Raw genomic sequence first — 24,385 nt, 5'->3', positions numbered from 1 at the left:
ACGACCGCCTTACTATGATCCCGCACCCCCTCCTCGCGCCAGAGGGGAACAAAGATCCTGCCCATATGACCGCTGGAATCATTGACGGGGCGGGGGTCCCTCCCCTAACTCGGCGGTCATGCCGACATCATCCCACATCCGCTCGTGGTACGCCGACACCGCGACTCCGCACCCGCAGCACCCGGCGCTGGAGGAGTCGCTGTCCTGTGACGTCTGCGTGGTCGGCGGCGGCTACACCGGGCTGATGACCGCGCTGGAACTGGCCGAACACGGCTACGACGTGGTTCTGCTGGAAGCCAACCGCGTCGGCTGGGGTGCATCGGGCCGCAACGGCGGGCAGATCATCACCGGCTACAACAAGTCGATGAGCACCATCGAGCGTTGGGTCGGGGCGGAGGATGCAAGGCGGCTGTGGGACCTCGGCGAGGACTCCAAGGCGTTGCTGGCGGAGCGCGTTGCGAAGCACGCCATTCCCTGCGACCTCACCTGGGGCTTCGCCCACGCGGCGGTGAAGCCGCGCCACATGGACGACGTGGCGGCGATGGAGCGCGAGATGCGCGACCGCTACGGCTACAACAAGGTCCGTGCGCTCGACCGCGAGGCCATGCGGGCGGTGGTGGGCAGCGACGCCTATGTCGGCGGGCTGGCCGACGACGGAAGCGGCCATCTGCACCCGCTGAACTACGCGCTGGGCCTCGCCGCCGCTGCTGCCCGGGCCGGCGTGCGCATCTTCGAAGACAGTCGGGTCACCGCCATCGACACCGGGGATCGTCCTGTCGCCACCACGGCGAAGGGGCGGGTGTCGGCGCGCTTTCTCGTGCTGGCCGGGAACGCCTATCTGGGGGCGCTGGCACCGCGCCTGTCGGCCGTGGTGATGCCGGTCGCCACCTACATGATCGCCACCGAGCCGCTGGGCAAGGCCACCGCAACGTCCCTGCTGCCGACCAATATCGCGGTCAGCGACATGAACTTCGTGCTGAACTACTTCCGGCGTTCCGCCGACCACCGGCTGCTGTTCGGCGGCGGCGTCAGCTATTCCGGGATGGACGCACCGGGGCTGAAGACCGCCATGCGGTCCAAGATGCTGGCGGTCTTTCCGCAGCTCCGCGGCGCCACGGTCGATCATTTCTGGGGCGGCCATGTCGCCATCACCATGAACCGCATGCCGCAGGTCGGGCGGCTGACGCCCACCACCTATTTCGCCCACGGCTATTCCGGCCACGGGGTGGCGCTGGCCGGCATGGCCGGGCGGGTCATGGCGGAGGCGATCCGCGGCACGGCCGAGCGGTTCGACGTGTTCGCCCGCGTGCCCCACCTGCCCTTCCCCGGCGGGCGGCGATTCCGCACACCGGCCCTTGTCCTCGCGATGCTCTGGTTCCGGCTGCGCGATCTGCTGTAACCTGCCCGTCCCATTCCCGCTTCCGGTCCCCGCCCATGTCCGATGTCCCCGATACCGAAACAGGAAGCACGGAAGCCGATGCCAAGGCGACGCCCGCCCCCGCAGTGACCGATGCCGCTCCCGCGGCGCCGATGCGGGACACGCATTTCGATTTCGAGCACAAGGTGTTCAGCCTGTCCGGGGCCTTCTTCTGCATCGACCCCTCGTCCAAGCAGCCGGTGCTCCACATCCTGTTGGGCGATCTGAAGGCCGCCCTGCCCTTCAACACGCTGATGGAATCCTTCGACATCAAGGAGGACAGCCGCGACTCCAAGCTGCTGGACGTGGTGGAAAAGGGCTTGGCCTATGTGAAGCAGATCCGGCCAGGCGAACAGATTCCGGGGGAACTGCTGGACGGCCGTGCCTCCTGGTCGGTGGAGGAGAAGCACCGGAACATCGCGCGGGGACGCTTGACGGTGCAGCTTGTTTCCTCGATCTCCGGAAGCGAAATGATCGTGGTGAAGGCCGACGAGTTGGAGCAGATCGTCGAAGACCCGCAGACGAAGCAGCGCGTCAAGGCCGCCTTCAAAGACATCGCGGCGAAGCTCAACCTGCAGGACAATTACGAGCAGTATCTGACCGACCGCATCGAGGATCTGACTCAGGAGCTGTCCTACATCGAGGCGCTGCGCGACCGCTTCAACGCCATCAGCGCCATCAGCGGCAAGCTGACTCGGCTGACCCAAATCTACCGGACCGACCGCACCCTGTGCAACGAGGTTGCGCGCATGCAAGGGCTGCTGGGCAAGCCGCTGAAGGACTATGACGCCATCTTCGAACAGGCGGACGCCCAGACCGGCGAGATCTTCGGCGCGTTGAAGTCCTTCGACACCACCGTGGCCTTCATCCGCAAGATCCGCGACGACCTCCGCGCCCGGCTTCTGGAGTGGGAGGACATCCTCCAGGCCTGGGACACCACGCCGGTGGAGAAGTCCACCGCCATCGAACAGTTGCAGAAGCAGACCTACCGCTTTCTCGCCAACCGCTTCATGGAAACCAAGGTCTGGATTCGCAAGTAACCGGATTCGCCGCCCTCCCCCGCCATTGCCGTGGCCGAGGATTCGAATGGCTGCGATGATCGGAATCGGCTTGTCACCGGAAAGGCGATAGCGAAGCATCCCTCCATCCGCACCTCGACGGTGGCCGACACGGAGGATGTCGCCATGACAAGGATCAAACTGTCTTTATGGGGTATTTTAACCCTTCTCACGATTTTATGGCTTGCCGCTGAACCCGGCGTGTTTCGCGCGGACAGCTTTTTCGGTCTTCGCGCTGCATTGGTTCAGTACAGCGGGATCATCGCCATCGGTTGCATGGGGATGGCAACGATCCTGGCGCTGCGGCCACGCTGGCCGGAGGCGTGGTTCGGCGGCCTCGACAAGATGTACCGCCTGCACAAGTGGCTGGGCATCGCCGGCCTCGTCGCGGCGGTCGTCCATTGGCTGTGGGCCCAGGGGCCGAAATGGGCGGTGGGCTGGGGGTGGCTGGTCCGGCCGCAGCGGGGACCGCGGGCAATTCCCGACAGCTCCCTCGAACAGTCGCTCCGCAGCCTGCGCGGCACCGCCGAATGGCTCGGCGAATGGGCCTTCTACGCGGCCGTGCTGCTGATCGCGCTGGCGCTGTTCAAGCGCCTCCCCTACCGGCTGTTCTTCAAGACGCACCGCCTGCTGGCGATCGCCTATCTGGTGCTGGTTTTCCACGCCGTCGTGCTGACCGACTTCGCCTACTGGAGTTCGCCCATCGGCTGGGTGATGGCGCCGCTGCTCGCCGCCAGCGCCTGGGCCGCCATCGTGGTGCTTCTCGGCCGGGTCGCCGCCGACCGGCGTGTTCCTGGCACGATCGGCGCGCTCCATTACTTTCCCGGCGTACACACCCTTGAGGTCGCGATCGACGTTCCGCAGGGCTGGCCGGGCCACAAGGCGGGCCAGTTCGCCTTCGCCACCTCGGACAGAGCGGAGGGCGCCCATCCCTACACCATCGCCTCGGCCTGGAACGATGCCGAGCGCCGCATCACCTTCGTGGTCAAGGAACTTGGCGACCACACCCGGCGGCTGCGGGAACGGCTGGCGGTCGGCCAAGCGGTGACGGTGGAGGGGCCTTATGGATGCTTCACCTTCGACGATTCCTGTCCGCACCAGATCTGGGTGGGTGGCGGCATCGGCGTCACGCCCTTCATCGCCCGCATGAAGTTCCTGGCGGCAAGGGCCGAACGGCCACGGCAAACCATCGATTTCTTCCACACCACCAGCGAGTACGACGGGGACGCGATCGCGAAGCTCACCGCCGACGCGGCGGCGGCGGGGGTTCGCCTCCATGTCCTGATCGACAGCCGCGACGGCCGCCTGGATGGCTAGCGCATCCGTGCGCTGGTGCCGGAATGGCGCGATGCCAGCGTCTGGTTCTGCGGCCCGACGGGCTTCGGGCAGGCGCTGCGGCACGACTTCGCGGCCCACGGCCTGCCGGTGGACCAGCGCTTTCACCAGGAACTCTTCGCGATGCGCTAACCCCAAGGAAGCCTTACGCTTCCGGCTCGCGCAGCAGGGCCCCCTGGCGCAGCAACTCGCGCTGGATGGCGCCGACCGGGATGTCGCGGGTGCGCTCGCCGCGCCGCGCCGCCATCGACGCGCATACCCCGGCGGCCTGCCCCGTCGCCATGCAGGTGGGCGTCACCCGGTAGGAGGAATGGGCCTCGTGGCTGCCGGAGATGCAGCGTCCGGCCACCAGCAGCTTCTCCGTCCCCTTGGGCAGAAGCGCCCGCATCGGCACCTCGTACCATTCGCCGGAGGGCACGCGCTTCAGCACCGTGCCGCGGCCGGTCGGGCTGTGGATGTCCACCGGGTAGGTTCCGCGCGCGATGGCGTCCTTGAACTTCGCCGCCCCCAGCACGTCGTCCGCGGTCATGGCGTAATCGCCGACGATGCGCCGCGTCTCGCGGATGCCAATTCCGGTGCCGGTCTGGCAGGTGTAGGCGTCGGCGAATCCGGGGGCGTATTTGCGCAGGAAATTGGCGATCTGAGCGGCCTGCCGATGGCTCTCCCACTCCGCGCGGGTCAGGTCGAAGACGTTGGTGCCCAGCGCGCCGGTGACCCGCGTGCAGTTCAGGGCGATCTCCCCGGGATGGGTGGTGGCGAAGAACAGGATGTCCTCGCGCGCCAGATCGAGGTCGCCATTGGCCGTGGCCTTCGACACGAGGTCCCACAGCCCGTGAACGCCGCGCCATTGCGTCGGATGCTCCCGCACATAGCCGTTGAAGGCGTCATGGTCGAAGCCGACCATGCGGAACATCAGCGTCATCGGCTGGGTCAGCCCGTCCTCCTCCCGCCCGACCTCATAGTCGCAGCCGGCCAGCGCCGCGATGTCACCGTCCCCGGTGCAATCGACGATCACGTCGGCCTCGATCACCACAGGGCCGGACTTCGTCTCGAAGACCACCGCGTCGGGCTTGCCCGGCTCGCCGAGGACGGTGGAGGCGAAGGCGTGCAGCAGCACCTTCACTCCAGCCTCGTCGAGGATTTGCTGGGCGGTGACCTTCAGCACCTCCGGGTCGAAGGGAACGGTGAAGCCGGTGTCCGGCGAGGGTGGTATCGCTCCCTGGTTGGTGTAGAGCCGGCCCAGGAAGACAGCCAGCGCCCCGCCCACCACCGGCTCGCCGGGGCCGTGGTCCTGCGGCATCAGGCGGGTGTTGTCCACGACCGCCACCGAACCGCGCTGGGTGTAGAAGCTCATCCAGGGCATGACGAGGGCCGCCGTGGCGTTGCCGCCGAGGAAGCCGTAACGCTCCACCAGGATGGTGTCGGCCCCGGACTGGGCGGCCCCGATGGCCGCCCCCATGCCGGCGGGGCCGCCGCCGACGACGAGCACGTGGCAGCGCGCGACCTTCATGGCGCGGCGCGGTGGCAGGGTGACCGACTCAGGGTTCGGGGGACAGGGCAGAACGGGCAAGACTGGCTCCTTTCGTCATTCCGCTGCTTTGGCCGCTGCTTTGGCCGCCGCTTCAGCGCGCGGCGCCACCGTCTGCAGGGCCAGCGGCGCCGTCTCGCGGGCACGCTCCATCAGCACGGGAATCCGGTCGCGCAGCAGTCCCTTCTGCTCCGCACGGTGGTCCCACAGACGGTCGAGGTCGGCGAGGAAGGTTCCGGCGGTGGTGTGGGACACCGTCGCCCGCGGCTCCAGCCCGATCGAGGACAGGAAATCCGACACCTTGGAGGCATAGGGCAGCGCGATCAGCGGCGTACCGGTGATGGCTGCGAAGATCAGGAAATGCAGCCGCATCCCCACGGCCATTTCGAAATGATACATCAGCCCGATGATCTGGCGCGGCGTGTAACGGTATTGCAACAGATGGGCGCGCTCCGACACCGCCATGCGGCCCATGACGCGGTGCGCCTCCCGCACATCGGCGCGCTCCATCGGCACGAACACCACATCGGCGCCGAAGCGCTGTACGATGTAATCCGCCGCCTCCGCCAAGAGTTGGTGATAGGCCGCGTCGGTGAGTTCGGGCGCCGCGGCCCCCTGTTCGCGCACCGACAGGCCGACCAGCGGCCGCCCGCGCGGGATGCCGGCCTCGGCCAGCATCTCCTCGGTGAAGGGCTCCGGAGTCAGCAGCAACGCCGGATCGGCGGTGACCGTCACCGGAATCTGCACGCCGATCTCCTCGATCAGCCGCTTGGCGCTCGGTTCGCGGACGGTGATGCCGGCCATGCGGTCGAGCCCCTCGCGCACCGCCTCGCGCTCCACCCGGTCCTTCAGCGGGCCGACGCCGATGGCGAAGGTGTAGGTCGGCACCCCCAGATTCTGCGCGATGGTGACCTCGCGCAGGTAGGTCTGCGCCTCGCTGTCGTAGAGGATGCCGCCGCCGCCGAGGAGGAGAAGGTCGAGCCGTTCGACCTCCGGTGTGATCTCGTCCTTCATGGCTTCCCGCGGATTCAGGACGCGATCCACCGCGTGGTTCTCGCGGGTGTGGGCGGCGTTGCGGGAGAAGACGACCACCTCCACTCCCGGCACCGTGGCGCGCAGCTGCTCGATGGCCGAGGTAAGGATCGCCTCGTCACCCAGATTCAGGCCGCCGTAAGATCCTGAAATGCCTATGACCGTCATCCATGTCCCCCTGCCGCACCGAAGCCGTGCGCCTATGCCTTCGGGTGCAACCCGACCGGCTGGCGAAGGTTCCGTGCGACCGGTATTCTTCCCCTCCCGTTCGCCTGGGAGGTGAATAGGGCAAGACAAGGCAGACGATGCAGAAACCGAAGCTGTTCCTCGACCTCGACGGCGTCCTGGCCGACTTCGACCGCGGCGTGAAGGCGGTCACCGGCAAACGCCCGGAGGAGATCCCGATGAAGGTCATGTGGCGGGAGTTGTCCCGCCACTCCGACTTCTTCGGCACGCTGGAGTTCATGCACGACGCGCAGGACCTCTGGCGATTCTGCGAACCCCACGGCCCGACCATCCTGACCGGGCTGCCGCTGGGCTCCTGGGCGCCGGAGCAGAAGCGGCGCTGGGTCGCCCACATGCTCGGCCCCCATGTGCGGGTCATCACCTGCATGGCCCGTGACAAGCACCGCCACGGCGGACCGGGTACCGTCCTGGTCGACGACCGCGAGAAGGCCCGCGATCCCTGGACCCAGGCGGGCGGCGACTTCATCCTGCACACCAGCGCGAAGGAGAGCATCGCCGCCCTGAAGCGCCTGGGCTTCACCGGCTGACCGGGGTCATGTCACGGCGTCATTCCACCGGCAGCCGCCTGGCCTCGCGGCGCGTCTTGACGAGCGAGACGACCACGCCGCCGGCGATCAGCGTCAGCGTCACGCCCAGCGAAATCAGCGGGTCCGGCTTGCCGAAGACCTGGGTGTAGAAAATCTTGCCGCCGATGAAGACCAGCACCAGCGCCAGCGCGTATTTCAGGTAACGGAAGCGGTGGACCATCGCCGCCAGCGCGAAGTAGAGCGCGCGCAGGCCGAGGATGGCGAAGATGTTGCTGGTGTAGATGATGTAGGGATCGGTGGTGATGGCGAAGATGGCCGGCACGCTGTCCACCGCGAAGATCAGGTCGGCGAACTCGACCATCATCAGCGCCAGGAACAGCGGCGTGGCGTGGAGCGCGCTCCGCCCGTCCGGCCCCGCCTCGCGCACGAAGAACTTCTGGCCGCGGAAGCCATCGGTGATCCGCAGGTGCCGGTTCAGGAAGCGCAGCGCCGGGTTGCCGGCGAGGTCCGGCTCCTTGTCCACGGCGAACAGCATCTTCACACCGGTCAGCAGCAGGAAGGCGCCGAAGACGTAGAGCACCCAGTGGAACTCGCTGACCAGCGCGGCCCCGGCGGCGATCATCAGGCCGCGCATCACGATCACGCCCAGGATGCCCCAGAACAGCACGCGGTGCTGGTAGGCGCGCGGAACCGCGAAGTAGGTGAAGATCAGCGATATGACGAAGACGTTGTCGAGCGACAGGCTCTTTTCGATGAAGAAGCCCGTGTAGTACTGCGCCGCCGCGGTGTCGCCCATCGACCACCAGATCCAGCCGCCGAACAGCAGGGCGACGGCGATGTAGAAGGCGGAGAGGCGGAGGCTTTCCTTCACGCCGATCTCGCGGTCGCGGCGGTTGAGGATGCCGAGGTCGAAGGCCAGCAAGGCCAGGACGAGGCCGACGAAGGTCAGCCAGACCCACGCCGGCTTTCCCATGAAGTCGAGAAAGACAGGGGCGATAAGGGAATCCATAACAAGACCCACTTGATTGCGCTGCGTCCGCAGTGAATTCAAGCGGGATCCGACATCACGGCTGACGCCTCAGCCGTCAGAGGGGCCCGGACCCGAACGCCACGCAAATGGTGTTGCCGATTGGCCGTTCAAGAACCGCGTCCCACGAGTCGATCAACTTTTCCCGCAGAACTTCCTTCCTTTGGCGATCATGCCGCACCGTTGAACCGAGCAGGACGGTCTTTTTGATGCATCCAGGCCACAGTGAAGGCAAGAATTCATAACTGGCGATACACTTAGGGTTGCTTTCCCGTCCATCTCTCTTGTGCCGATGGATTCGATCTGCCAAGAACACGGGAAAATCCACACGCGCGAAGGCGCCAGGAGTTCCGCATGAACCAAGCCGAGCTCATCGAGACCATCGCGACCAACGCCGGCATCCGCAAATCCGATGCGGCGAAGGTCGTGCAATCGGTGTTCGAAGGCATTTCCTCGGCGCTGGCCCGCGGCGAGGAGGTGCGCCTTGCCGGGTTCGGCATTTTCGAGGTGGCCGAGCGCGCCGCCCGCGAGGGGCGCAACCCGCGCACCGGCGAGGCGGTGCAGATCGCCGCGTCCAAGGCGCCGCGGTTCAAGCCGGCCAAGCAATTGCGCGACGTGGTGAACGTCTGATCGACATCGCCCAATCCAAGGCTGTTCCAAAACGGCCGACTCACAGGGGAACGGAGCTGAACGCGGCCATGACCATCGAAGCATCGGAATTGCAGGCCCTGACCGCCAAGGTCGTCTCGGCCTATGTCGGCAACAACACGGTGCCGGTCGCCGACCTGCCGGCGCTCATCCTCAACGTTCAGACGGCCTTCAATGGCCTCGGCGAAGAGAAGTCCGCGCCGGCCAAGGCCGAACTGGTCCCCGTGGTGCCGATCAAGAAGTCGGTGACCCCGGAATACATCATATGCCTGGAAGACGGGAAAAAGCTGAAGATGCTGAAGCGGCATCTGAAGACCGTCTACGACATGTCCCCGGACGATTACCGCGCCAAGTGGGGCTTGCCGGCGGAGTATCCGATGGTCGCACCGAACTATGCGAAGGCCCGGTCGGAGATGGCGACGAAGCTCGGTCTGGGCCGCAAGCGGGTGGTCCAGGACTGACCCCTTCCCCAAGCCGCACACTCAATGGCGGGCGCATCCTGGCGATGCGCCCGTTCTTGCGTTCAGCGGTGATGGATGGCGTCGAAGGAACGATCAAGACGCACCAGGGTGACGACGCTGTGTGCGGTGGGACATAAAACTCCGATATGCCCTTCCGTCGCGTTTCATTCATGAACCCGGGCCGCTGGACAAATCACCCGTCGTTCCGCCCAGTCCCATCAACGCCCCTCAGGCGGTGACGCATCCCCGTTGCCGAGCGGGCGCTGCATCAGGACGCTGTCCACCCAGCGCCCGAACTTGAACCCCACCGCCTTCAGCAGGCCCGCCGGCTCGAAGCCCAGGCTGCGATGCAGACCGATGGACGACGCGTTCTCGCTGTCGCCGATCACCGCGATCATCTGGCGGCACCCAGCCTCCTCACAGCGGTCGATCACCGTCGAGAGCAAAGCCCGGCCGGCACCGCGCCCCATGCAGTCCGGATCGAGATAAATCGAATCCTCGACGCTGTAACGGTAGGCGGTGCGCAGCCGGTAGGGACCGGCATAGGCATAGCCTATGACCCTCCCGTCCATCTCCGCAACGACATAAGGCATACCCCGGGCCAGCACGTCGTCCCGCCGACGGGCAAGCTCTTCCAGGCCGGGTGGGACTTCCTCGAAGCTGGCCGCACCGGTCAGGACATGGTGTGCGTAGATCGCCTGGATGCGCTCCAGATCGTCCGGTCGGCTGCTGCGAATGTTCATAGTGGGGCCTCTCACCTTGCGTCGTCCTGGATTTCCTTCCCGAATAGCACGCCCGCAAGCCCGTGGAACACAAGCGTCGCCGCGGACCGCTCCTGCACTGCCCACCCATCCCTGATGAAAATTCTATGCCGAAAGGCCGAGCAGGCTAGCCTGTATGGCCATGCCTTATGAAATGGATACCCATCTCCGGCCGAGTGATGACAAAGCGGAGAGACCGGCATCTGCCTTCATTCCAAACGAAAGCCGTCATATTTTCGCCAATCTCCCAAAAGTTCTCCGGATCTTTTTGGCATTCATAAGGACCGAATAGTCCGGATATACGCCAAAAAATATTGCTGCACCGCCGTTTCAAGGCTTGATCCAACTTGGTGGTGGCGGCACAGTATCAATGTCTGATTGACGTGTTCCTGGATAATTTCGGCAAATCCCCACAATAAGAATGCCGAAACGATGGGCGTCTGCGAACGGCCATCGAAAAGGTTCCGCGGCAAGAGACGGTGGAGCGTTGGAGAGAGGAGGCCGGTGTGCTCAAGAAACTCCTGACTGGTGAAAACGCCAGCCTGACCCGTTATGTCGAGGAGTCGAAGCGGTTCCCCATCCTGGCCCCCGACGAAGAGCGCGAGCTGGCCGTCGCTTGGCGCGACCGCGGGAACGGCCATGCGCTGGAGCGTCTGGTGGGCAGCCACCTGCGGCTGGTCATCAAGATCGCCCGCGGCTTCGGCGGCTACGGGCTGCCGCTGGTCGACCTCGTCGCCGAAGGCAATGTGGGCCTGATGCAGGCCGCTCAGAAATTCGATCCGGGACGCGGTTTCCGTTTCGCGACCTACGCCACCTGGTGGATCCGCGCGGCCATACAGGAATACATCCTGCACAGCTGGTCCCTGGTGAAGATGGGCACGACCGCCGCGCAGAAGAAGCTGTTCTTCAACCTGCGCCGCCTGAAGAGCCAGATGCAGGAGCTGGAACAGGGCGACCTGTCCCCCTCCACCGTCACCGCCATCGCGACCGAACTGGATGTGCCGGAGCAGGAGGTGATCGAGATGAACCGCCGTCTGTCGTCCAACGACAGTTCGCTCGACGCCGCCCTTTCCAGCGATGGCGAAACCAATTGGCTGGAGCTTCTGGCCGACGACCGTCCGACCCAGGAAAGCGTGATCGCCGAGGCCGACGAGTTGGCGCTGCGCCGCCGGCTGGTTGGACAGGCCCTGGAGCGTCTGGACGACCGTGAACGCCGCATCCTGTTCGAGCGGCGCCTGAAGGAGGACCCGTCCACCCTGGAGTCGTTGAGCCAGCAGTTCTGCGTGTCGCGTGAGCGGGTTCGCCAGATCGAGGTCCGGGCCTTCGAAAAACTGCAGAAGGCCGTCCTCAGCGCCGCCCAGGCTCTGCGCCGCGCCCCGGCCCATATGGCGGCCTGAGGTAGACGAACCAATATTTTCACGACGGCTTGCAACATACCGGCGGATGCCAAACGGCTCCGCCGGTTTTCTATTTCGTTAAAACCTGATGATTTGTTGGGCCTGCGACAACTCTGCCGGTTTCCACACCGAGCGTAACCCTCCATAGTGCGCGCGCAGGTTAGTTATTTCGCATTAAAAACAAATTGCGCTAATCTGAGGCGGTCCTATTTTCGCGGGGAAGTCGATCCATGTCGCATTCTGCCCAGACACAATCCATCCTCGACCGAATCTCCTTCTTGCGAATCGACGAACCCACGAAGGCCGTCCTTCGGGAATTTCAACCCCACCTCGCCCAACGCATCGATCAGATCCTCGAGGAATTCTACGGCTACCTGCGCTCGGTCCCGCAGGTCGCGGTGCTGCTCGCCAATCCCACGGTGGTCAGCCGGGCACGCGACATGCAGAAGCAGCATTGGCTGAAGAACGTCTTCACCGGCACCTTCGACGACGCCTACATGGCGCAGGTGCTGAAGATCGGGCAGGCCCACCAGCGCATCGGTTTGGAGCCGCGCTGGTACACGGGCGCTTACTGCTTCACGCTGAACAAACTGATCGACCTCGCCTATCAAGTCTACCGCAAGAAGCCGGAAAAGATTGCCCAGCTGATGCAGGCGATCAACAAGGCGGTCTTCCTGGACATGGATCTGGCGACCTCCGTCTATGTCGATCTGAACACCGCCGCGATCATTTCACGCGAGCTGGGAACCACCGCCGACTCCTTCGAACTCGAAGTGAAGAGCGTGGTCCAGGCCGTGGCCTCCGCCGCGCAGCAGCTCCAGGGAACCGCCCAGAACATGAGCCGCACCGCTGAGGAGACCAGCGCGCAGTCCACCCAGGTGGCGGCAGCCGCGGAGGAGGCCTCCGTCAACATTCAGACGGTTGCCGCGGCGGCGGAGGAGCTGACCGCCTCCATCGGCGAGATCAGCCATCAGGTGACCCAATCGGCGGCCATCGCCGGCGAGGCCATGTCGCAGGCGGAGCGCACCAACACCACCGTGCAGGGTCTGGCCGACGCCGCCAGCCGCATCGGCCAGGTGGTGAAGCTGATCCACGACATCGCGAGCCAGACCAACCTCCTCGCGCTGAACGCCACCATCGAGGCGGCCCGCGCCGGTGAGGCCGGCAAAGGCTTTGCGGTTGTCGCGTCGGAGGTGAAGAGTCTCGCCAACCAAACCGCCAAGGCGACGGAGGAGATCAACTCCCAAATCGGCGCGGTTCAGGGGGCGACCCAGGACGCGGTGCTCGCCATCCGCTCGATCTCCACGACCATCGCGCGGATCAACGACATCTCGACCTCCATCGCGTCGGCCATGGAAGAACAGGGCGCTGCCACCACCGAGATCGCCCGCAATGTCCAGCAGGCGTCGATCGGCACCCGCGAGGTCAGCGAAACCATTGTGCGCGTCAATTCCTCGGCGTCGGACACCGGCTCAGAAGCGCGCAGCGTCCTGTCGGCGACGAACGAACTGTCCATTCAATCGAACAATCTGAGAGCCGAAGTCGACCGTTTCCTGGCACGGGTCCGGGCTGGCTGATTGTTGCAACGGCCTGTGGCCGGCGGCGCCATTCGGTGCCGCCGGCTCATCGAACCACCGCCCTGCCTTCATGCAGGCTGTCCTCGTGCAGGCCACCCGCGCGTTGACGTCAGAGAACGGTGCGGAGAACCGTATCGCTGACCTTGATCTTTGCTGCGTTGGCCGCTGAGCGGATATCATCGAGCGAACGCCAATGGCTGCGGCCACCGATCGTGGTCAAAGCACCATTCTGCATCGCCACGTAAAGGCCGGTGCGCCCCAGATTGACAATCTTGATCATCGCACGGTCCTCCCTGTCTGCTGGTGCTCTCACGTAGCCCGTGAGTCGCGCCCTATCACCGAACGGCCGTCTCTCCGCTCCAATTCGTTTAGAGACTTATCAAGAATCCACGTGGATGGTCAATCAGGCTGTTCGTCATATCCTCTGGGTTGTTCAGCCCTTGCTCCCTGGATGATTTTATAAACAAATTCTCTAAACTTATCCCTTTTTGGTGCGGTTGGCGGGCTGTCCTTGCCCGGTAAGACTTTCATTGGTCGCGGGGAACGCCGCGCCGCGTCGGTCCGTTCACTCCGTCAGATGCTTCGAAGTCCGGAGGAGGAATGGACGCCGCCACCGCGTCGCAGGATGTGATCAGCCTGCCCGTCACAATTCGCCCGGCCTGCCGGACCGACCTGCCGGATCTCGAATGGTTCGGGCTGCACACGCCCCACCGGGAAATCCTGGCCACGGCCTTCCGGGCTCAGGAGCGTGGAAGCGGTGCTCTTTTGGTGGCGGAGGTCAACGGCTTTCCCGCCGGTCAGATCTGCATCGACTTCCAGCGCAAGCGGCATCTGCGCCGCGCCACGCTGTGGGCGTTGCGGGTGTTCCAACCCTTCCGCAACCGGGGCATCGCCACGCGGCTGATGACCGCCGCCGAGGGCGCCGCGCTCGACCACGGCTATTCGGAGTCGGAACTGGGCGTGGACCGGGACAACGCCGGAGTCCTCGCCTTCTATGAGCGGCTGGGCTACGAACTGCGGGGCACCGAACGGGGGCGCTATTCCTACCGCACCCCGGCCGGCGAACTGGTCCAGGTGCCCATCGATCAATGGATCATGCGCAAGCCGCTGTTCCGGCAGGTGGTCTGGCAGACCGGAGCCGGCTTCGCGCCGGTCATTCCGCCGCCAGCGCTATGAGCCGGGCCGGACGGCGCCGCGGCAGACGGATGCGCGCGCCGTCCAGAATGTCCGCCAGTTCCCGTGCGGAATCAGTGGCCATGGTCAGGGCGACCAGGGGAAGCCAACGGTCGAACACCTGGGTCGTCACGTCGCTTTCTCCGGCCTGCATGGCGGCCAGCGCGTCCAGCACCGCCATCTCGTCCATTCCGACCCGCGAGCAGGTCGGGCAGCGGAAGGCCGGCCGCCCGGCGTTGGTCACGGCAAAGGTGCCCAGCAAGGCGAACAACGGCAGCAGAGCCGACGACGGCACGCCGGCCACGCCGAAGCTGGCCCGCATGGCGGCCATCGCGCCGGCGGTGCCGTGACGGAACCACTGCCGGAAACCGGTCAACAGCGCGCGTTCCGCCGTCGTCAGATCGGACACCGTCCAGGGGGACAGCCGCCCCTCGCCCACCGAATCGCACATGTTGACCCCTCCCGACTGAAGTGACGGAACCGACCTTAGACGATCCGCGCCTAGTTTGCGAGTCATTCGCATTTGCAATTGATGGACCTTCTGACGCAGGGAACCTGCACCGATGAGGCTGTGACAACGCTCCGTGACAAAAGCCGGCCCGATCCGATGGAAAGGTCGGGTTAACCATATTCCTGGACCCTTTCCACGCCCGCAGACAGGAGCGTGGAAGGATGAGGCGGACAGTCGGACAGGCGCTGCTCGGATTGGTGGCGGCGTTGGCAATGCTCGGTACGGCGCAGACGGCGGCGGCCCAGATTCACCTGAACCCAGCCTATGGCGACGGCGCCCTGCTCGGCCCGACCATGGCCCGCGGCGCGGTGGTGTGGAGCCACGGCCGGTCGGTGGAGGTGGAGGACTCCAACGCCCCCACCCCGCTCTACATGAAGACCATGAAGGACGCGGGGTGGGACGTGTTCCGGCTGGACCGCATGCGGGTCAGCGACACGCTGCCGAACAGCTCCCGCGCGTTGGCGGGCTATGCCGACCAGTTGAAGGACCGTGGCTACCGCAAGGTCGTGCTGACCGGCCAATCCTTCGGCGCCTTCCTCTCGCTGATGGCCGCCGGGCAGAGCGACAGGGTGGATGCCGTCGTTGGCACCGCCCCCGCGGCCTTTGGAAACTTCTCCGACTCCTACGACAGCTTCCGCGACAACGCCGCGCAGCTCTGGCCGATCCTGCGCGGCATCCACAATGCGCGGGTGATGCTGTTCTTCTTCCACGGTGACGATTTCGACCCCGGCGGACGCGGAGAGTCGGCGCGCAGCATCCTGTCCTCGCGAGGGCTGGACCACATCGTCGTGGATCAGCCGGCCCTGCTGACCGGCCACGGCGCTGCGACGACCGGCATGTTCGTCCGGCGGTTCGGGTCCTGCATCCTGCGCTTCGCCGAGGCGGCGCCGCGCCGGGGCGACCCATCCTGTGACGAATCCTGGGGCCGCACACCGAGCGCGGAGTTGATGCGGGCCGCAGCGCCGGAGCCACGCACCGGCAGCGGCACCTCATCCCCGGCGGGCACCGGGGCCCGCTCCTTCCTCGGCGTCTGGTACGGCGCCTACATCAACGGGCGGGAGATCGCGCTGGCGGTGGACCGGGTTGAAGGCGACGCCGTCTATGCCGACTATGTGCTGGGGCCGGGCATGGAGGCCGACCAGCCGATGGAGCGCGCCCAGCGCAAGGGCCGCATCGAGAACGACGAGTTGGTGTTCGACGAAAAGGGGCGCAACGTGTTGCGCTACAGCGTCCGGACAGACGGGCGCCTGTCCGCCACCTGGCTGGACCGCTCCGGCAAGGGCCGTTTGGAGACGACCCTCCGCCGGATGGATTGAGCAATCACAGACGGTGAGCGATCACAGCCGGCGGGCGAGCGCCAGCAGCCCGCCGGCGCCGATCATCAGACCGCCGGTCAGACGATTGAGGGTGCGGGCCGCGGATCCGCTGGTCAGGCGGGCGCCGATGCTGTTGCCCCCGGTGGCGTAGGCCATGATCCAGCCGAACTCGATCACCACCATGATCGCCACCAGCGCCACGAGTTGGGGCATCAGCGGGGTTGTCGGATCAATGAACTGCGGGAACAGGGCGGCCATGAACACCAGCGCCTTCGGGTTGCTGAAGGCGACCAGCAGCCCACGCAGAAACAGGCGATGGGCCGGGGCTTCCTCCGCCGCAGCGGCGCCGACGACGCGCGGCGAGCCGTCCGGCACCGGCGCCCGCCACGCGGCGATGCCGAGCCAGGTCAGATAGGCCACGCCCGCCCACTTCACCGCCTGGAAGGCCGGCTCCGACGCCGCCAGCAGGGCGCCGAGTCCGAGCACCGACAGGGTGGCCATCGTCGTCAGCGCCACGCACATGCCCAGCCCGCCCCAGGCCGCGCGGCGGACGCCGTAGCGCAGGCCGAGGCTCATCGCCAGCAGCATGTTGGGGCCGGGAGTCATCGACAGCACGAAGGCCGTCGCGAAGAAGAATCCGAGGGTCTGCCAGTTCATCGCCGTCATCCGAAGGGGGCCACGATGTCACCACGGCGCGCCGCGTCTGGCAAACGCCGCCTGTGCAAAGCTGGTCAACGCCGGTTCGCATCGTTCGGCACCGGATCGCGGTAGTCCCAAGGCGGCGTGCGCAGCCACTCCTCCAGGCTGCCCGGCGCCGCCTTGCCCCGCGCTTCCGGCCGCTCGGCCGACTGGATGGGCTCGGCTGGCTTCGAGCCGAGAAGCGCGCCGGGCCACACCCGCCCATCCCGATCGACCCGCGCACGGTAGCGCAACCCCATGGAGGCGATGAACTCCCCCTGCCCGGTCGGGCGCCCGAACGCGAATCCGCCGACGTAGCGGTGACCGTCCGGCAGGGTCAGCGTCCCCGGACCGGTGGCGAGGCCATGCTGGAAACGGCCCTGGAAGATCGTCCCATCCGCGCGACCGCTGCGCCCCGGCCCCTCGGCCCGGCCATCGACGAAGACCGCCTCGGTCCAGTCCGCCGGCTCAGTACCATCGAACGTTTCAAGAACACCGGCACCGTGAGCGAAGCCGTTGCGACAGGCACCGCTCCAGCGGACGGACCTCCCCCGGCTCGGATCAGGGTCGCGGACGCGGCAGCCGCTGACCGGGTCGGTCAGAACCCGCTCCGCCGTTTGCCGCTCCTTCCCTTGGACGGGGCACGACAGGAACGCGCCCAGCGACAGAGCCGCCAGTCCGGCGAGCAGGAACCGGGTTCGCATGATCGGACACTCCGCATGCGCGCACAGCCTTGCGCGGGAGCGGATCCAAACACCGTGAGGAGGACGCCGTCTGTGCGCTGCCTCTCACCTCACGCCGGTTTCGTCCAGCGGGCCGCCGCCGTGTCGTCGGACTCCTTGGCCTCCACCCAGCGCTCGCCCTCCGGCGTGGCCTCCATCTTCCAAAAGGGCGCCTTGGTCTTCAGCCAGTCGATCAGGAAATGGCAGCTTTCGAAGGCCGCCTCGCGGTGGGCGCTGGCGGTGGCGACCAGCACGATGCGGTCGCCCGGCTCCAGCCGCCCGTAGCGGTGGATGATCAGCGCGTCGTCCAGCGGCCAGCGTTCCCGCGCCTCCGCCTCGATCGCCTCCAACTGCCGCTCGGTCATGCCGGGATAATGCTCCAGCGTCATGGCGCTGACGGACTCGCCGCCGGCCATGTCGCGCACCAGCCCGACGAACAGGGTCACCCCGCCGATGCCGGTCTTGCCGCCCGTCATCGCGGCCAGTTCCGCCCCGACGTCGAAATCCTCGCTCTGCACCTTCACCGTCACGGCAACGTTTCCTTCCTCAGCCGCCGGTTACCGGCGGGAACAGGGCCACCTCGTCGCCAGGGCCGACCGGATGGTCGTAGGGCACATGCTCCTGGTTCACCGCGACCTTGACCACCGTACTGTTGGCGAGCGCGTCGGCGTGCTTCGGGCTGCGGGTCTTCAGCCACTCCACCAGGGCGCCGACGTCCCGGACCTCCGCCGGCAGGTCCACCGTCTCGGTCGCCACGCCGATCTTGGTGCGCAGCCAGGCGAAATAGAGGATCTTCATCACCGAACCTCACTGAAAGGCAGGAAATCCACGATCATCCCCGGCTCGACGCGGGTGATCTCTTCCGGCAGTTCGACGAGCCCGTCGGACTCGACCATCGACGACAGGATGCCCGCCCCGTCGCGCGGGTGCTTGACCGCGGTCAAAATCCCGTCGGCGGCGCGGGCGAGCGTGGCCCGCACATACTCGCGCCGCCCCGCCTTTTTCTTGTAGGTAAAGCCCGCGCGCAGCGGGAACAAGGCGGGCGCCTCGTCGGCCGCCCCCATCAGCCGGAGCAGGATCGGGCGGGCGATGCGCAGGAAGGTGACCATGACCGCCACTGGGTTGCCCGGCAAGCCGACAAAGACGGCGCCCTTGGCCGTCCCCAAAGCCACCGGGCGCCCCGGCTTGATCGCCAGCCGCCAGAAATGCAGGCCGCCCAGAGCCTCCACCGCCGCCTTGACGTGGTCCTCTTCCCCGGTGGACATGCCGCCGGAGGTGATGAGAACGTCGTGCGTCCCCGCTGCCGCCTCCAATGCACCGCGAACGGCGTCGAGCCGGTCGGGCAGGATGCCGAGGTCGGTCACGCGGCAACCGAGCTGACGCAGCGCGGCGAGCAGAGCGAAGCGATTGGCGTCGTAGATGCAGCCCGGCTCCAGTGGCACGCCCGGCTCCCGCACCTCGTCCCCGGTGGAGAAGACGGCGACGCGCAGGGCCGTGCGCACCGTCGCCTCCCGCCGCCCCAGCGAGGCGAGCAGGCCGATGTCCTCCGCCCGCAGGCGGCGTCCGGCGGTCAGGACGGTGCTCCCCTGCGCCATGTCCTCGCCAGCGCGGCGACGGTTGGCGCCGCGGCGGATGCCCGGGGGAATGGCGACGGCGCCCTGCTCCGCCTTGCAGTCCTCCTGCATCAGCACCGTGTCGAAGCCTTCGGGCATCGGGGCGCCGGTGAAGATGCGCACCGCCTCGCCGCGCCGCCCCGGACGGTCCAGCGCGTGGCCCGCGGCGACACGCGCCGTGACCGGCAGCCGCGTGGCGGCGTCGGGCGTCAGGTCGTCGAAGAAGACCGCGTAGCCGTCCACCGCCGAATTGTCGTGCGGCGGCACGTCGAACGGAGCGACGACATCCTCGGCCAACACATGGCCCAGGGCGTCGGCAAGACCGATCCGGCGGGTCGCGGTGACGGGGTGAAGGCGGCCGGAGAGAAGCTCCAGCGCCCGGTCCACCGCCATCATCTCGCCGCCGAAGGCGAAGCAATCATCGCTAAGCTGAGCCATTGCCCTACTCCACCCTGCACACCGCCGTCTCAGACAGCCTGTCCCGTTGCCTTGCACCGGTCCAGCGCGCAACGCTTGATGATGAAGGACGCGATGGCCTCCTCGTCGTTCAGGTCGAAGACGGGCACCCCGGCGTCCGGCACCGGCCCGTCGCTGGCGATCGCGACGATGCTCGGATCGTCGCGTGCGATCAGCGACTTGCCCACCGAGGCGCGCCACACCTCGATCTTCTCGTGCGGCTCGCGCTTGAAGCCTTCGATCAGCAGCAGATCGACCGGCGACAGCTTCGGCAGCAGTTCCGCCAGGGACAGTTCCGGCTCGTCGTTGCGGATCTCGTGCATCAGCGCCCAGCGACGGGGCGAACTGACCAGAACCTCGGTGGCTCCGGCCTCGCGATGGTTGTGGCTGTCCTTGCCGGGGTGATCGATGTCGAAGCCCTTGTGCGCGTGCTTCATGGTCGAAACGGTCAGGCCACGCCGGATCAGCGCCGGGATCAGGCGAACGATCAGCGTCGTCTTGCCGCTGCCGCTCCACCCCGTCAGGCCGAACATCTTCATGGAAGCCCCTATCCTCCGCCTTGCCGCCCATCGCTGTGCGGGCGTTCCCCGGTCACATAGCAGAAACACACGGGCATGCGAACGGACAAACCGGATTTGTGGTCCGCTCTGCCGCCAGCCGGAAAGCCGTTTGCGATAAAAAGCGACTCGGCCCAGAAACGCGGCTCAGCCCGGCGTGCGGGCCGGGTTGCCCGGGGTACCCTTCCGGGGCTTGGCCGGCTGGTGGGCCATCATGTGCTTCAGCCCGGCGCGCATGTAATCCCACCCGGTGACGAAGGTGAGGATCGCCGCCACCCACAGGCCCAGCGTGCCGATCAGAGTGACCGGGATGTGGACCGGACCGTAATCGCCGACGATCAGGAAGCCGATCGCCACCATCTGGATCGTCGTCTTCCACTTGGCCATCCAGGTGACCGGCACCCCGACGTTCAGCCCGGCCAGATACTCCCGCAGGCCGGACACCAGGACCTCGCGCAGCAGGATGACCACGGCGGCCAGCACCGACAGCCCGGACAGCCGGGCGAAGGCAACCAGCATGATCAGGGTCGCGGCGACCAGCAGCTTGTCCGCGATGGGGTCGAGGAACTTGCCGATGACGCTTTCCTGCTCCCAGGCGCGGGCCAGATAGCCATCGAACCAGTCGGTGATGCAGGCCGCGGCGAACAGGGCGCAGGCCGTGTAGGCGGCCCACGCCTCCGGCACGTAGAACAACCCGACCACGACGGGAATCACCGCGATGCGCGACAGGGTGAGCAGGTTCGGCAGGCTGGTCAGCATCGGTCGCAACTCTGGAATCGGGGGAAACGCGCGGCGGGCGGCGTCATTCTAACCGTCTGAATGGAAATGATCGTATATCTTTTTCGCCACTGTCTTGCTGATCCCTTCGACCGACTCCAAATCCGCCAGACCGGCGCGGGAAACGGCGACGGCGCTGCCGAAATGGTGCAGCAGGGCCTTCTTCCGGCTGGGTCCGATTCCGGGAATCTCGTCGATCATCGATTTGCCCAACGCCTTGGTGCGCTTGGCCCGGTGGGTGCCGATGGCGAAGCGGTGCGCCTCGTCCCGCAGCCGTTGCAGGAAATAGAGCACGGGATCGCGCATTTCCAGTTGGAATGGCGCGCGGTCCGGCATGAAGAAGCGCTCACGCCCGGCGTCGCGGTCCGGCCCCTTGGCGATGCCGACCAGCGTCACGTCGTCGATCCCGAGATCGGCCAACACGCCCAGCGCCATGTTGAGCTGCCCGATGCCGCCGTCGATCAGCACCAGATCAGGCCACGTGCCCTGCGTCCGCTCCGGATCCTCCTTGATCGCCCGGCCGAAGCGGCGGGCCATGACCTCGCGCATCATCGCGAAGTCGTCGCCGGCGGCGCCCTCGGTCTTGATGTTGAACTTGCGGTAGGCGTTCTTGATGAAGCCCTCCGGCCCGGCGACGATCATGGCGCCGATGGCGTGGGCGCCCTGGACGTGGGAGTTGTCGTAGACCTCGATCCGCTGCGGCGGGCCGTCCAGCCCGAACACCGTCGCCACCCCGTCGAGCAGCCGTGCCTGCGACGAGCTTTCGGCCAGCCGCCGCCCGTGGGCCTCCCGCGCGTTGGTCAGGGCGTGTTCGACGATGCGGCGCTTGTCGCCCCTCTTGGGCGCGGCCAGTTCCACCCGGTGGCCGGCACGCAGCGCCAGGGCCTCGGTCAGCAGTTCCTGCTCCGGCAGGTCGTGGCTGACCAGGACGAGGCCGGGGGCCGCCTTGTTCTCGTAGAACTGGGCGATGAAGGCGGCCAGCACCTCCGGGGTCTCGGCGCTCTTGTCGTGGCTGGGGAAGTAGGCGCGGTTGCCATAGTTGCGCCCGCCGCGGAAGAAGAACACCTGCACGCAGGTCATCCCGCCCTCCGCGTAGGCGGCGATCACGTCGGCGTCCTCGACCACCCCTTCGACGTTGATGTCCTGGTGCGCCTGCACCGCGGTCAGCGCACGGATACGGTCGCGGTAGCGGGCGGCGGTCTCGTAGTCGAGATTCTCCGCCGCCTTGGTCATCTCCGCGACGAACTCCGTCTGGATGTCGCGGCTCTTGCCGGACAGGAAGGCGCGGGCCTGATCGACCTGCGCCTGATACTCCGCCGGGCTGACCCGCTCCACGCAGGGCGCTGTGCAACGCTTGATCTGGTACTGCAGACAGGGCCGCGTGCGCGCGGCGAACACCGTGTCGGCGCAGTTGCGCAGCAGGAAGGCGCGCTGAAGCGCGGTGATCGTCCGGTTGACCGCCCCCGCCGAGGCGAAAGGACCGAAATAGTCGGCGTCGCGCGACCGCGCGCCCCGGTGCTTGGTCAGCTGCGGGTAGTCGTGGTCCTTGGTGATCATGATGTGCGGGAAGGTTTTGTCGTCCCGCAGCAGCACGTTGTAGCGCGGCATCAGCCGCTTGATCAGGTTCGATTCGAGGAGCAGCGCCTCGACCTCGGTGTGGGTCGTGACGAACTCCATGGTTTCCGTTTCCGACACCATGCGCTGCAGCCGCACGGGCAGGCGGTTGACCTGGGTGTAGTTGAACACCCGCCGCTTCAGGTTCTTGGCCTTGCCGACATAGAGCACGGCCCCGTCGCCCGCCAGCATGCGGTAGACGCCGGGCGTCTGCGGCAGGGTCTTCAGGTGGTCGCGGATCACCTCCGCCCCCCGGGCGAGATCGGCGGGGCGCCGTCGCGGGCGTGGAGTCTTGTCCACGCCTTGGGTATCCGCGCCTGGTGCGTCGGCGCCCAGAAGGTCGGCGCCGTCCGTCTCCGGGAGGATGAGGTCCGTGGGGGTGTCTGCGGTATCGGCCATGTCTCGAATGTCGTCGGGTCCGGGGAGGGGGTCAACCACCCCCTGTCCTGAATGGTTAAGACGAACGATCCACCTCTTCGGTGGACATCCGTCGGGATATCCACGACTCCTGTGGATAAGTGTGTCAATAACCCAAGGGTTACCCCAGTGGAACCAAGGCGGCCCAAGGGATTCCAAATCTATGCATAAAAATTGGGCATTTCACGTAAGATATTGTTTTTATTGGAGACCCCCCGAGTCAAGTCGGCACTTTGGCGCTGCGCCGCTATTTTTGCGGATCGTGCAAACAGCCCCTTGCGCCGATGAGGCCGGATGTGTACAACGCGCGGTCCTCTTGCCGGGGCGCCCAACCCACCAAGGGGTTGTCCGCTGAACGGCCAGACGGCCCCTTGCCGAACCGCCTATTCCGTTGGCACGAATCCCAAGGACGGCTGCGCCCATCCCAAATGCTCGCCACCGTCGAGCGCGACCATTTGCCCGGTGACCGACGGCGCGTCGATGAGGAAGCGCAAAGCCGCGCAGATCTCTTCCGGCGAGGGGCCGCGCCTCAGCGGAGTCGCTTCACGCTGTGCGGCGAACTCCTCATCCGTCTGCCGGACATTTTTCAGCGTCGGGCCCGGCCCGATCGCGTTGACCCGGATGCGCGGGGCGAGTGCCATGGCGAGCGTCTGGGTCAACGTCCACAGGCCAGCCTTCGACAGGGTGTAGGAGATGAAATGCGGGGTGAGGTTCCACACCCGCTGATCAATCATATTGACGATCAACCCCTCCGCGTCGCCCGGCACCTGAGCCGCGAAGGCTTGGCTCAACACGAAGGGAGCGCGAAGATTTGCCTCTATGTGGCGGTCCCAGGACTCGCGGGTCACATCCCCCACCTCGTCCCGTTCGAAGCGGGAGGCGTTGTTGACCAGCAGCGACAGCGTGCCCAGCCGCTCGACGGCTTCGGGCACCAGCGCCTGCGCGTCCATCTCGCGCTCCAGATCGGCCTGAAGCGCCACAGCAACGCCACCCTGCCCGACGATCTGCGCCACCACCGCGTCGGCCTCGCTGCGGGAATGCCCGAAATGCACGCCCACACGCCAGCCACGCGCCGCGAGATCGAGCGCGATGGCGCGTCCGATCCGCTTTCCCGCCCCGGTGACCAGGGCCGCTTTCCGCTTGATCTCCACCATGCCGCCATAGGTACCTTGCCACCCGTTCCGGTCAAGGGGTTCCCTCCGGGTCAAGGACCGGACCGGTGAAAGACAGGCGGAGCGGGGCGCGACCATGCTGAGAGAAGCATTCGAGTATCTGACCACACCCTGCCCGCCCTTGTCCCGGCGCTACGGCTATCTGGCGGAAGCGGTGGCTCTCGGCGCGCGCCACCGGCGCCAGCGGCAGGCCTGGGCGCCCCACGTCGATGCCTGCCGCCGCTTCGTCCAGGAAGCCGCCGAACGGGCACCGCGGGGCGGCCGGGCGCTGGTGGCGGGGTCCGGCTTGCTGATCGAGGTTCCGCTGGCGATGCTGGCCGAACGATTCGGCGAGGTGGTGCTGGTCGACATGGTTCACACCCACA

The 24,385-nt window shown here is 66.6% G+C and carries 27 protein-coding genes (1 of these 27 only partly in view); 12 read left to right on the top strand and 15 right to left on the bottom strand.

The genetic code is table 11. The annotated features are described in order from the left end of the window. Positions 1 to 118 precede the first annotated feature (118 nt). From Q4I23_RS03175 to Q4I23_RS03160, 4 genes are all read left to right on the top strand, one after another. Positions 119 to 1,399 carry an NAD(P)/FAD-dependent oxidoreductase gene (locus Q4I23_RS03175; RefSeq protein WP_498525289.1) on the top strand — a complete coding sequence of 427 codons (1,281 nt, stop codon included), beginning with the start codon at positions 119 to 121 and terminating at the stop codon, positions 1,397 to 1,399. A gap of 35 nt (positions 1,400 to 1,434) precedes the next feature. Continuing rightward, positions 1,435 to 2,457 (top strand): hypothetical protein, encoded by a 1,023-nt coding sequence (locus Q4I23_RS03170; protein ID WP_498525288.1) that lies wholly within the window; start codon positions 1,435 to 1,437, stop codon positions 2,455 to 2,457. Positions 2,458 to 2,601: 144 nt separating this feature from the next. Then, a complete protein-coding gene (locus Q4I23_RS03165) occupies positions 2,602 to 3,792 on the top strand; it encodes a ferredoxin reductase family protein (protein WP_498525287.1) in 1,191 nt (396 codons plus the stop codon). Positions 3,793 to 3,807: 15 nt separating this feature from the next. Further along, on the top strand, positions 3,808 to 3,942 hold the full coding sequence (locus Q4I23_RS03160; RefSeq protein ID WP_498525286.1) for a hypothetical protein: 135 nt from the start codon (positions 3,808 to 3,810) through the stop codon (positions 3,940 to 3,942). Positions 3,943 to 3,955: 13 nt separating this feature from the next. Here Q4I23_RS03160 and Q4I23_RS03155 read toward each other — a convergent pair whose 3' ends face one another. Together Q4I23_RS03155 and Q4I23_RS03150 are read right to left on the bottom strand one after the other, a co-directional pair. Continuing rightward, positions 3,956 to 5,380, bottom strand: coding sequence for an FAD-dependent oxidoreductase (locus Q4I23_RS03155; RefSeq protein ID WP_454018400.1), 1,425 nt, complete (start codon positions 5,378 to 5,380; stop codon positions 3,956 to 3,958). Between the two features lie 15 nt (positions 5,381 to 5,395). Continuing rightward, positions 5,396 to 6,538 (bottom strand): polysaccharide pyruvyl transferase family protein, encoded by a 1,143-nt coding sequence (locus Q4I23_RS03150; protein ID WP_498525285.1) that lies wholly within the window; start codon positions 6,536 to 6,538, stop codon positions 5,396 to 5,398. 137 nt (positions 6,539 to 6,675) lie between these two features. Between Q4I23_RS03150 and Q4I23_RS03145 the strand changes: the two genes are divergently transcribed. Then, positions 6,676 to 7,143 carry a hypothetical protein gene (locus tag Q4I23_RS03145; RefSeq protein ID WP_498525284.1) on the top strand — a complete coding sequence of 156 codons (468 nt, stop codon included), beginning with the start codon at positions 6,676 to 6,678 and terminating at the stop codon, positions 7,141 to 7,143. Positions 7,144 to 7,162: 19 nt separating this feature from the next. On the opposite strand, the gene Q4I23_RS03140 is transcribed toward Q4I23_RS03145, so the two are convergent. Continuing rightward, positions 7,163 to 8,152, bottom strand: a complete 990-nt coding sequence (locus Q4I23_RS03140; protein WP_498525283.1) for a TerC family protein — start codon at positions 8,150 to 8,152, stop codon at positions 7,163 to 7,165. Between the two features lie 321 nt (positions 8,153 to 8,473). Here Q4I23_RS03140 and Q4I23_RS03135 point away from each other — a divergent pair, with 321 nt between their 5' ends. Beyond that, on the top strand, positions 8,474 to 8,800 hold the full coding sequence (locus Q4I23_RS03135) for an HU family DNA-binding protein (RefSeq protein WP_282184083.1): 327 nt from the start codon (positions 8,474 to 8,476) through the stop codon (positions 8,798 to 8,800). A 68-nt stretch (positions 8,801 to 8,868) separates the two neighbouring features. After that, positions 8,869 to 9,279, top strand: coding sequence for a Ros/MucR family transcriptional regulator (locus tag Q4I23_RS03130; protein WP_498525282.1), 411 nt, complete (start codon positions 8,869 to 8,871; stop codon positions 9,277 to 9,279). Between the two features lie 218 nt (positions 9,280 to 9,497). Here Q4I23_RS03130 and Q4I23_RS03125 read toward each other — a convergent pair whose 3' ends face one another. After that, the gene (locus Q4I23_RS03125; RefSeq protein ID WP_454018404.1) at positions 9,498 to 10,022 is read right to left on the bottom strand and encodes a GNAT family N-acetyltransferase; all 525 of its coding nucleotides are present in this window, start codon (positions 10,020 to 10,022) and stop codon (positions 9,498 to 9,500) included. Positions 10,023 to 10,546: 524 nt separating this feature from the next. Between Q4I23_RS03125 and rpoH the strand changes: the two genes are divergently transcribed. Both rpoH and Q4I23_RS03115 read left to right on the top strand, forming a co-directional pair. Next, positions 10,547 to 11,437 carry an RNA polymerase sigma factor RpoH gene (gene rpoH, locus Q4I23_RS03120; protein WP_014240481.1) on the top strand — a complete coding sequence of 297 codons (891 nt, stop codon included), beginning with the start codon at positions 10,547 to 10,549 and terminating at the stop codon, positions 11,435 to 11,437. 230 nt (positions 11,438 to 11,667) lie between these two features. Beyond that, positions 11,668 to 13,014 (top strand): protoglobin domain-containing protein, encoded by a 1,347-nt coding sequence (locus Q4I23_RS03115; protein ID WP_498525281.1) that lies wholly within the window; start codon positions 11,668 to 11,670, stop codon positions 13,012 to 13,014. 109 nt (positions 13,015 to 13,123) lie between these two features. On the opposite strand, the gene Q4I23_RS03110 is transcribed toward Q4I23_RS03115, so the two are convergent. Continuing rightward, complete coding sequence (locus tag Q4I23_RS03110; protein WP_498525280.1) at positions 13,124 to 13,294, bottom strand: hypothetical protein; 171 nt, start codon at positions 13,292 to 13,294, stop codon at positions 13,124 to 13,126. Positions 13,295 to 13,614: 320 nt separating this feature from the next. Here Q4I23_RS03110 and Q4I23_RS03105 point away from each other — a divergent pair, with 320 nt between their 5' ends. After that, positions 13,615 to 14,190 (top strand): GNAT family N-acetyltransferase, encoded by a 576-nt coding sequence (locus Q4I23_RS03105; protein WP_237903542.1) that lies wholly within the window; start codon positions 13,615 to 13,617, stop codon positions 14,188 to 14,190. Here Q4I23_RS03105 and Q4I23_RS03100 read toward each other — a convergent pair. Continuing rightward, entirely contained in the window at positions 14,168 to 14,638 is a 471-nt protein-coding gene (locus Q4I23_RS03100) for a hypothetical protein (protein ID WP_237903541.1), read from the bottom strand. The genes Q4I23_RS03105 and Q4I23_RS03100 overlap by 23 nt on opposite strands. Positions 14,639 to 14,859: 221 nt before the next feature. Here Q4I23_RS03100 and Q4I23_RS03095 point away from each other — a divergent pair, with 221 nt between their 5' ends. After that, positions 14,860 to 16,014, top strand: a complete 1,155-nt coding sequence (locus tag Q4I23_RS03095) for an alpha/beta fold hydrolase (protein WP_454018406.1) — start codon at positions 14,860 to 14,862, stop codon at positions 16,012 to 16,014. Positions 16,015 to 16,035: 21 nt separating this feature from the next. On the opposite strand, the gene Q4I23_RS03090 is transcribed toward Q4I23_RS03095, so the two are convergent. The 9 genes from Q4I23_RS03090 to Q4I23_RS03050 all read right to left on the bottom strand — a co-directional run bounded on the left by Q4I23_RS03090 (position 16,036) and on the right by Q4I23_RS03050 (position 24,002). Then, a complete protein-coding gene (locus Q4I23_RS03090) occupies positions 16,036 to 16,671 on the bottom strand; it encodes a LysE family translocator (RefSeq protein ID WP_498525279.1) in 636 nt (211 codons plus the stop codon). A gap of 74 nt (positions 16,672 to 16,745) precedes the next feature. Beyond that, the gene (locus Q4I23_RS03085) at positions 16,746 to 17,396 is read right to left on the bottom strand and encodes an MORN repeat-containing protein (RefSeq protein WP_454018408.1); all 651 of its coding nucleotides are present in this window, start codon (positions 17,394 to 17,396) and stop codon (positions 16,746 to 16,748) included. Positions 17,397 to 17,485: 89 nt separating this feature from the next. After that, positions 17,486 to 17,944 (bottom strand): molybdenum cofactor biosynthesis protein MoaE, encoded by a 459-nt coding sequence (locus Q4I23_RS03080; RefSeq protein WP_498525278.1) that lies wholly within the window; start codon positions 17,942 to 17,944, stop codon positions 17,486 to 17,488. Positions 17,945 to 17,960: 16 nt separating this feature from the next. After that, positions 17,961 to 18,212, bottom strand: a complete 252-nt coding sequence (gene moaD, locus Q4I23_RS03075; protein ID WP_014240490.1) for a molybdopterin converting factor subunit 1 — start codon at positions 18,210 to 18,212, stop codon at positions 17,961 to 17,963. After that, a complete protein-coding gene (moeA, locus tag Q4I23_RS03070; RefSeq protein WP_498525277.1) occupies positions 18,212 to 19,465 on the bottom strand; it encodes a molybdopterin molybdotransferase MoeA in 1,254 nt (417 codons plus the stop codon). Before moeA ends, moaD begins: the two co-directional genes overlap by 1 nt. Before the next feature lie 29 nt (positions 19,466 to 19,494). After that, positions 19,495 to 20,022: a molybdopterin-guanine dinucleotide biosynthesis protein B gene (mobB, locus tag Q4I23_RS03065; protein WP_498525276.1), complete on the bottom strand. Its 528-nt coding sequence runs from the start codon at positions 20,020 to 20,022 to the stop codon at positions 19,495 to 19,497. Between the two features lie 165 nt (positions 20,023 to 20,187). Beyond that, on the bottom strand, positions 20,188 to 20,799 hold the full coding sequence (pgsA, locus tag Q4I23_RS03060; protein ID WP_454018411.1) for a CDP-diacylglycerol--glycerol-3-phosphate 3-phosphatidyltransferase: 612 nt from the start codon (positions 20,797 to 20,799) through the stop codon (positions 20,188 to 20,190). Between the two features lie 48 nt (positions 20,800 to 20,847). Beyond that, positions 20,848 to 22,830: an excinuclease ABC subunit UvrC gene (gene uvrC / locus Q4I23_RS03055; protein WP_498525275.1), complete on the bottom strand. Its 1,983-nt coding sequence runs from the start codon at positions 22,828 to 22,830 to the stop codon at positions 20,848 to 20,850. A gap of 401 nt (positions 22,831 to 23,231) precedes the next feature. Next, positions 23,232 to 24,002: an SDR family oxidoreductase gene (locus Q4I23_RS03050; RefSeq protein WP_498525302.1), complete on the bottom strand. Its 771-nt coding sequence runs from the start codon at positions 24,000 to 24,002 to the stop codon at positions 23,232 to 23,234. Positions 24,003 to 24,096: 94 nt separating this feature from the next. On the opposite strand from Q4I23_RS03050, the gene Q4I23_RS03045 reads away from it, so the two are divergent. After that, positions 24,097 to 24,385: the 5' end (the start) of a hypothetical protein gene (locus tag Q4I23_RS03045; RefSeq protein ID WP_454018414.1), read on the top strand. Its footprint extends 512 nt past the window's final position; 289 of the gene's 801 nt are visible here — the first part of the coding sequence; its start codon is at positions 24,097 to 24,099; its stop codon lies beyond the right edge, outside the window.

This window comes from Azospirillum sp. UFLA03-27, assembly GCF_059803775.1.
This window is presented reverse-complemented; position numbering and strand designations above follow the sequence as displayed.

Coding starts and splice junctions, on each gene's coding strand:
- Q4I23_RS03175 (WP_498525289.1), top strand. CDS start 119: ATGCCGACATCATCCCACATCCGCTCGTGGTACGCCGACACCGCGACT.
- Q4I23_RS03170 (WP_498525288.1), top strand. CDS start 1,435: ATGTCCGATGTCCCCGATACCGAAACAGGAAGCACGGAAGCCGATGCC.
- Q4I23_RS03165 (WP_498525287.1), top strand. CDS start 2,602: ATGACAAGGATCAAACTGTCTTTATGGGGTATTTTAACCCTTCTCACG.
- Q4I23_RS03150 (WP_498525285.1), bottom strand. CDS start 6,538: ATGACGGTCATAGGCATTTCAGGATCTTACGGCGGCCTGAATCTGGGT.
- Q4I23_RS03145 (WP_498525284.1), top strand. CDS start 6,676: ATGCAGAAACCGAAGCTGTTCCTCGACCTCGACGGCGTCCTGGCCGAC.
- Q4I23_RS03140 (WP_498525283.1), bottom strand. CDS start 8,152: ATGGATTCCCTTATCGCCCCTGTCTTTCTCGACTTCATGGGAAAGCCG.
- Q4I23_RS03130 (WP_498525282.1), top strand. CDS start 8,869: ATGACCATCGAAGCATCGGAATTGCAGGCCCTGACCGCCAAGGTCGTC.
- Q4I23_RS03125 (WP_454018404.1), bottom strand. CDS start 10,022: ATGAACATTCGCAGCAGCCGACCGGACGATCTGGAGCGCATCCAGGCG.
- Q4I23_RS03115 (WP_498525281.1), top strand. CDS start 11,668: ATGTCGCATTCTGCCCAGACACAATCCATCCTCGACCGAATCTCCTTC.
- Q4I23_RS03110 (WP_498525280.1), bottom strand. CDS start 13,294: ATGATCAAGATTGTCAATCTGGGGCGCACCGGCCTTTACGTGGCGATG.
- Q4I23_RS03105 (WP_237903542.1), top strand. CDS start 13,615: ATGGACGCCGCCACCGCGTCGCAGGATGTGATCAGCCTGCCCGTCACA.
- Q4I23_RS03100 (WP_237903541.1), bottom strand. CDS start 14,638: ATGTGCGATTCGGTGGGCGAGGGGCGGCTGTCCCCCTGGACGGTGTCC.
- Q4I23_RS03095 (WP_454018406.1), top strand. CDS start 14,860: ATGAGGCGGACAGTCGGACAGGCGCTGCTCGGATTGGTGGCGGCGTTG.
- Q4I23_RS03090 (WP_498525279.1), bottom strand. CDS start 16,671: ATGAACTGGCAGACCCTCGGATTCTTCTTCGCGACGGCCTTCGTGCTG.
- Q4I23_RS03085 (WP_454018408.1), bottom strand. CDS start 17,396: ATGCGAACCCGGTTCCTGCTCGCCGGACTGGCGGCTCTGTCGCTGGGC.
- moaD (WP_014240490.1), bottom strand. CDS start 18,212: ATGAAGATCCTCTATTTCGCCTGGCTGCGCACCAAGATCGGCGTGGCG.
- moeA (WP_498525277.1), bottom strand. CDS start 19,465: ATGGCTCAGCTTAGCGATGATTGCTTCGCCTTCGGCGGCGAGATGATG.
- mobB (WP_498525276.1), bottom strand. CDS start 20,022: ATGAAGATGTTCGGCCTGACGGGGTGGAGCGGCAGCGGCAAGACGACG.
- pgsA (WP_454018411.1), bottom strand. CDS start 20,799: ATGCTGACCAGCCTGCCGAACCTGCTCACCCTGTCGCGCATCGCGGTG.
- uvrC (WP_498525275.1), bottom strand. CDS start 22,830: ATGGCCGATACCGCAGACACCCCCACGGACCTCATCCTCCCGGAGACG.
- Q4I23_RS03050 (WP_498525302.1), bottom strand. CDS start 24,002: ATGGTGGAGATCAAGCGGAAAGCGGCCCTGGTCACCGGGGCGGGAAAG.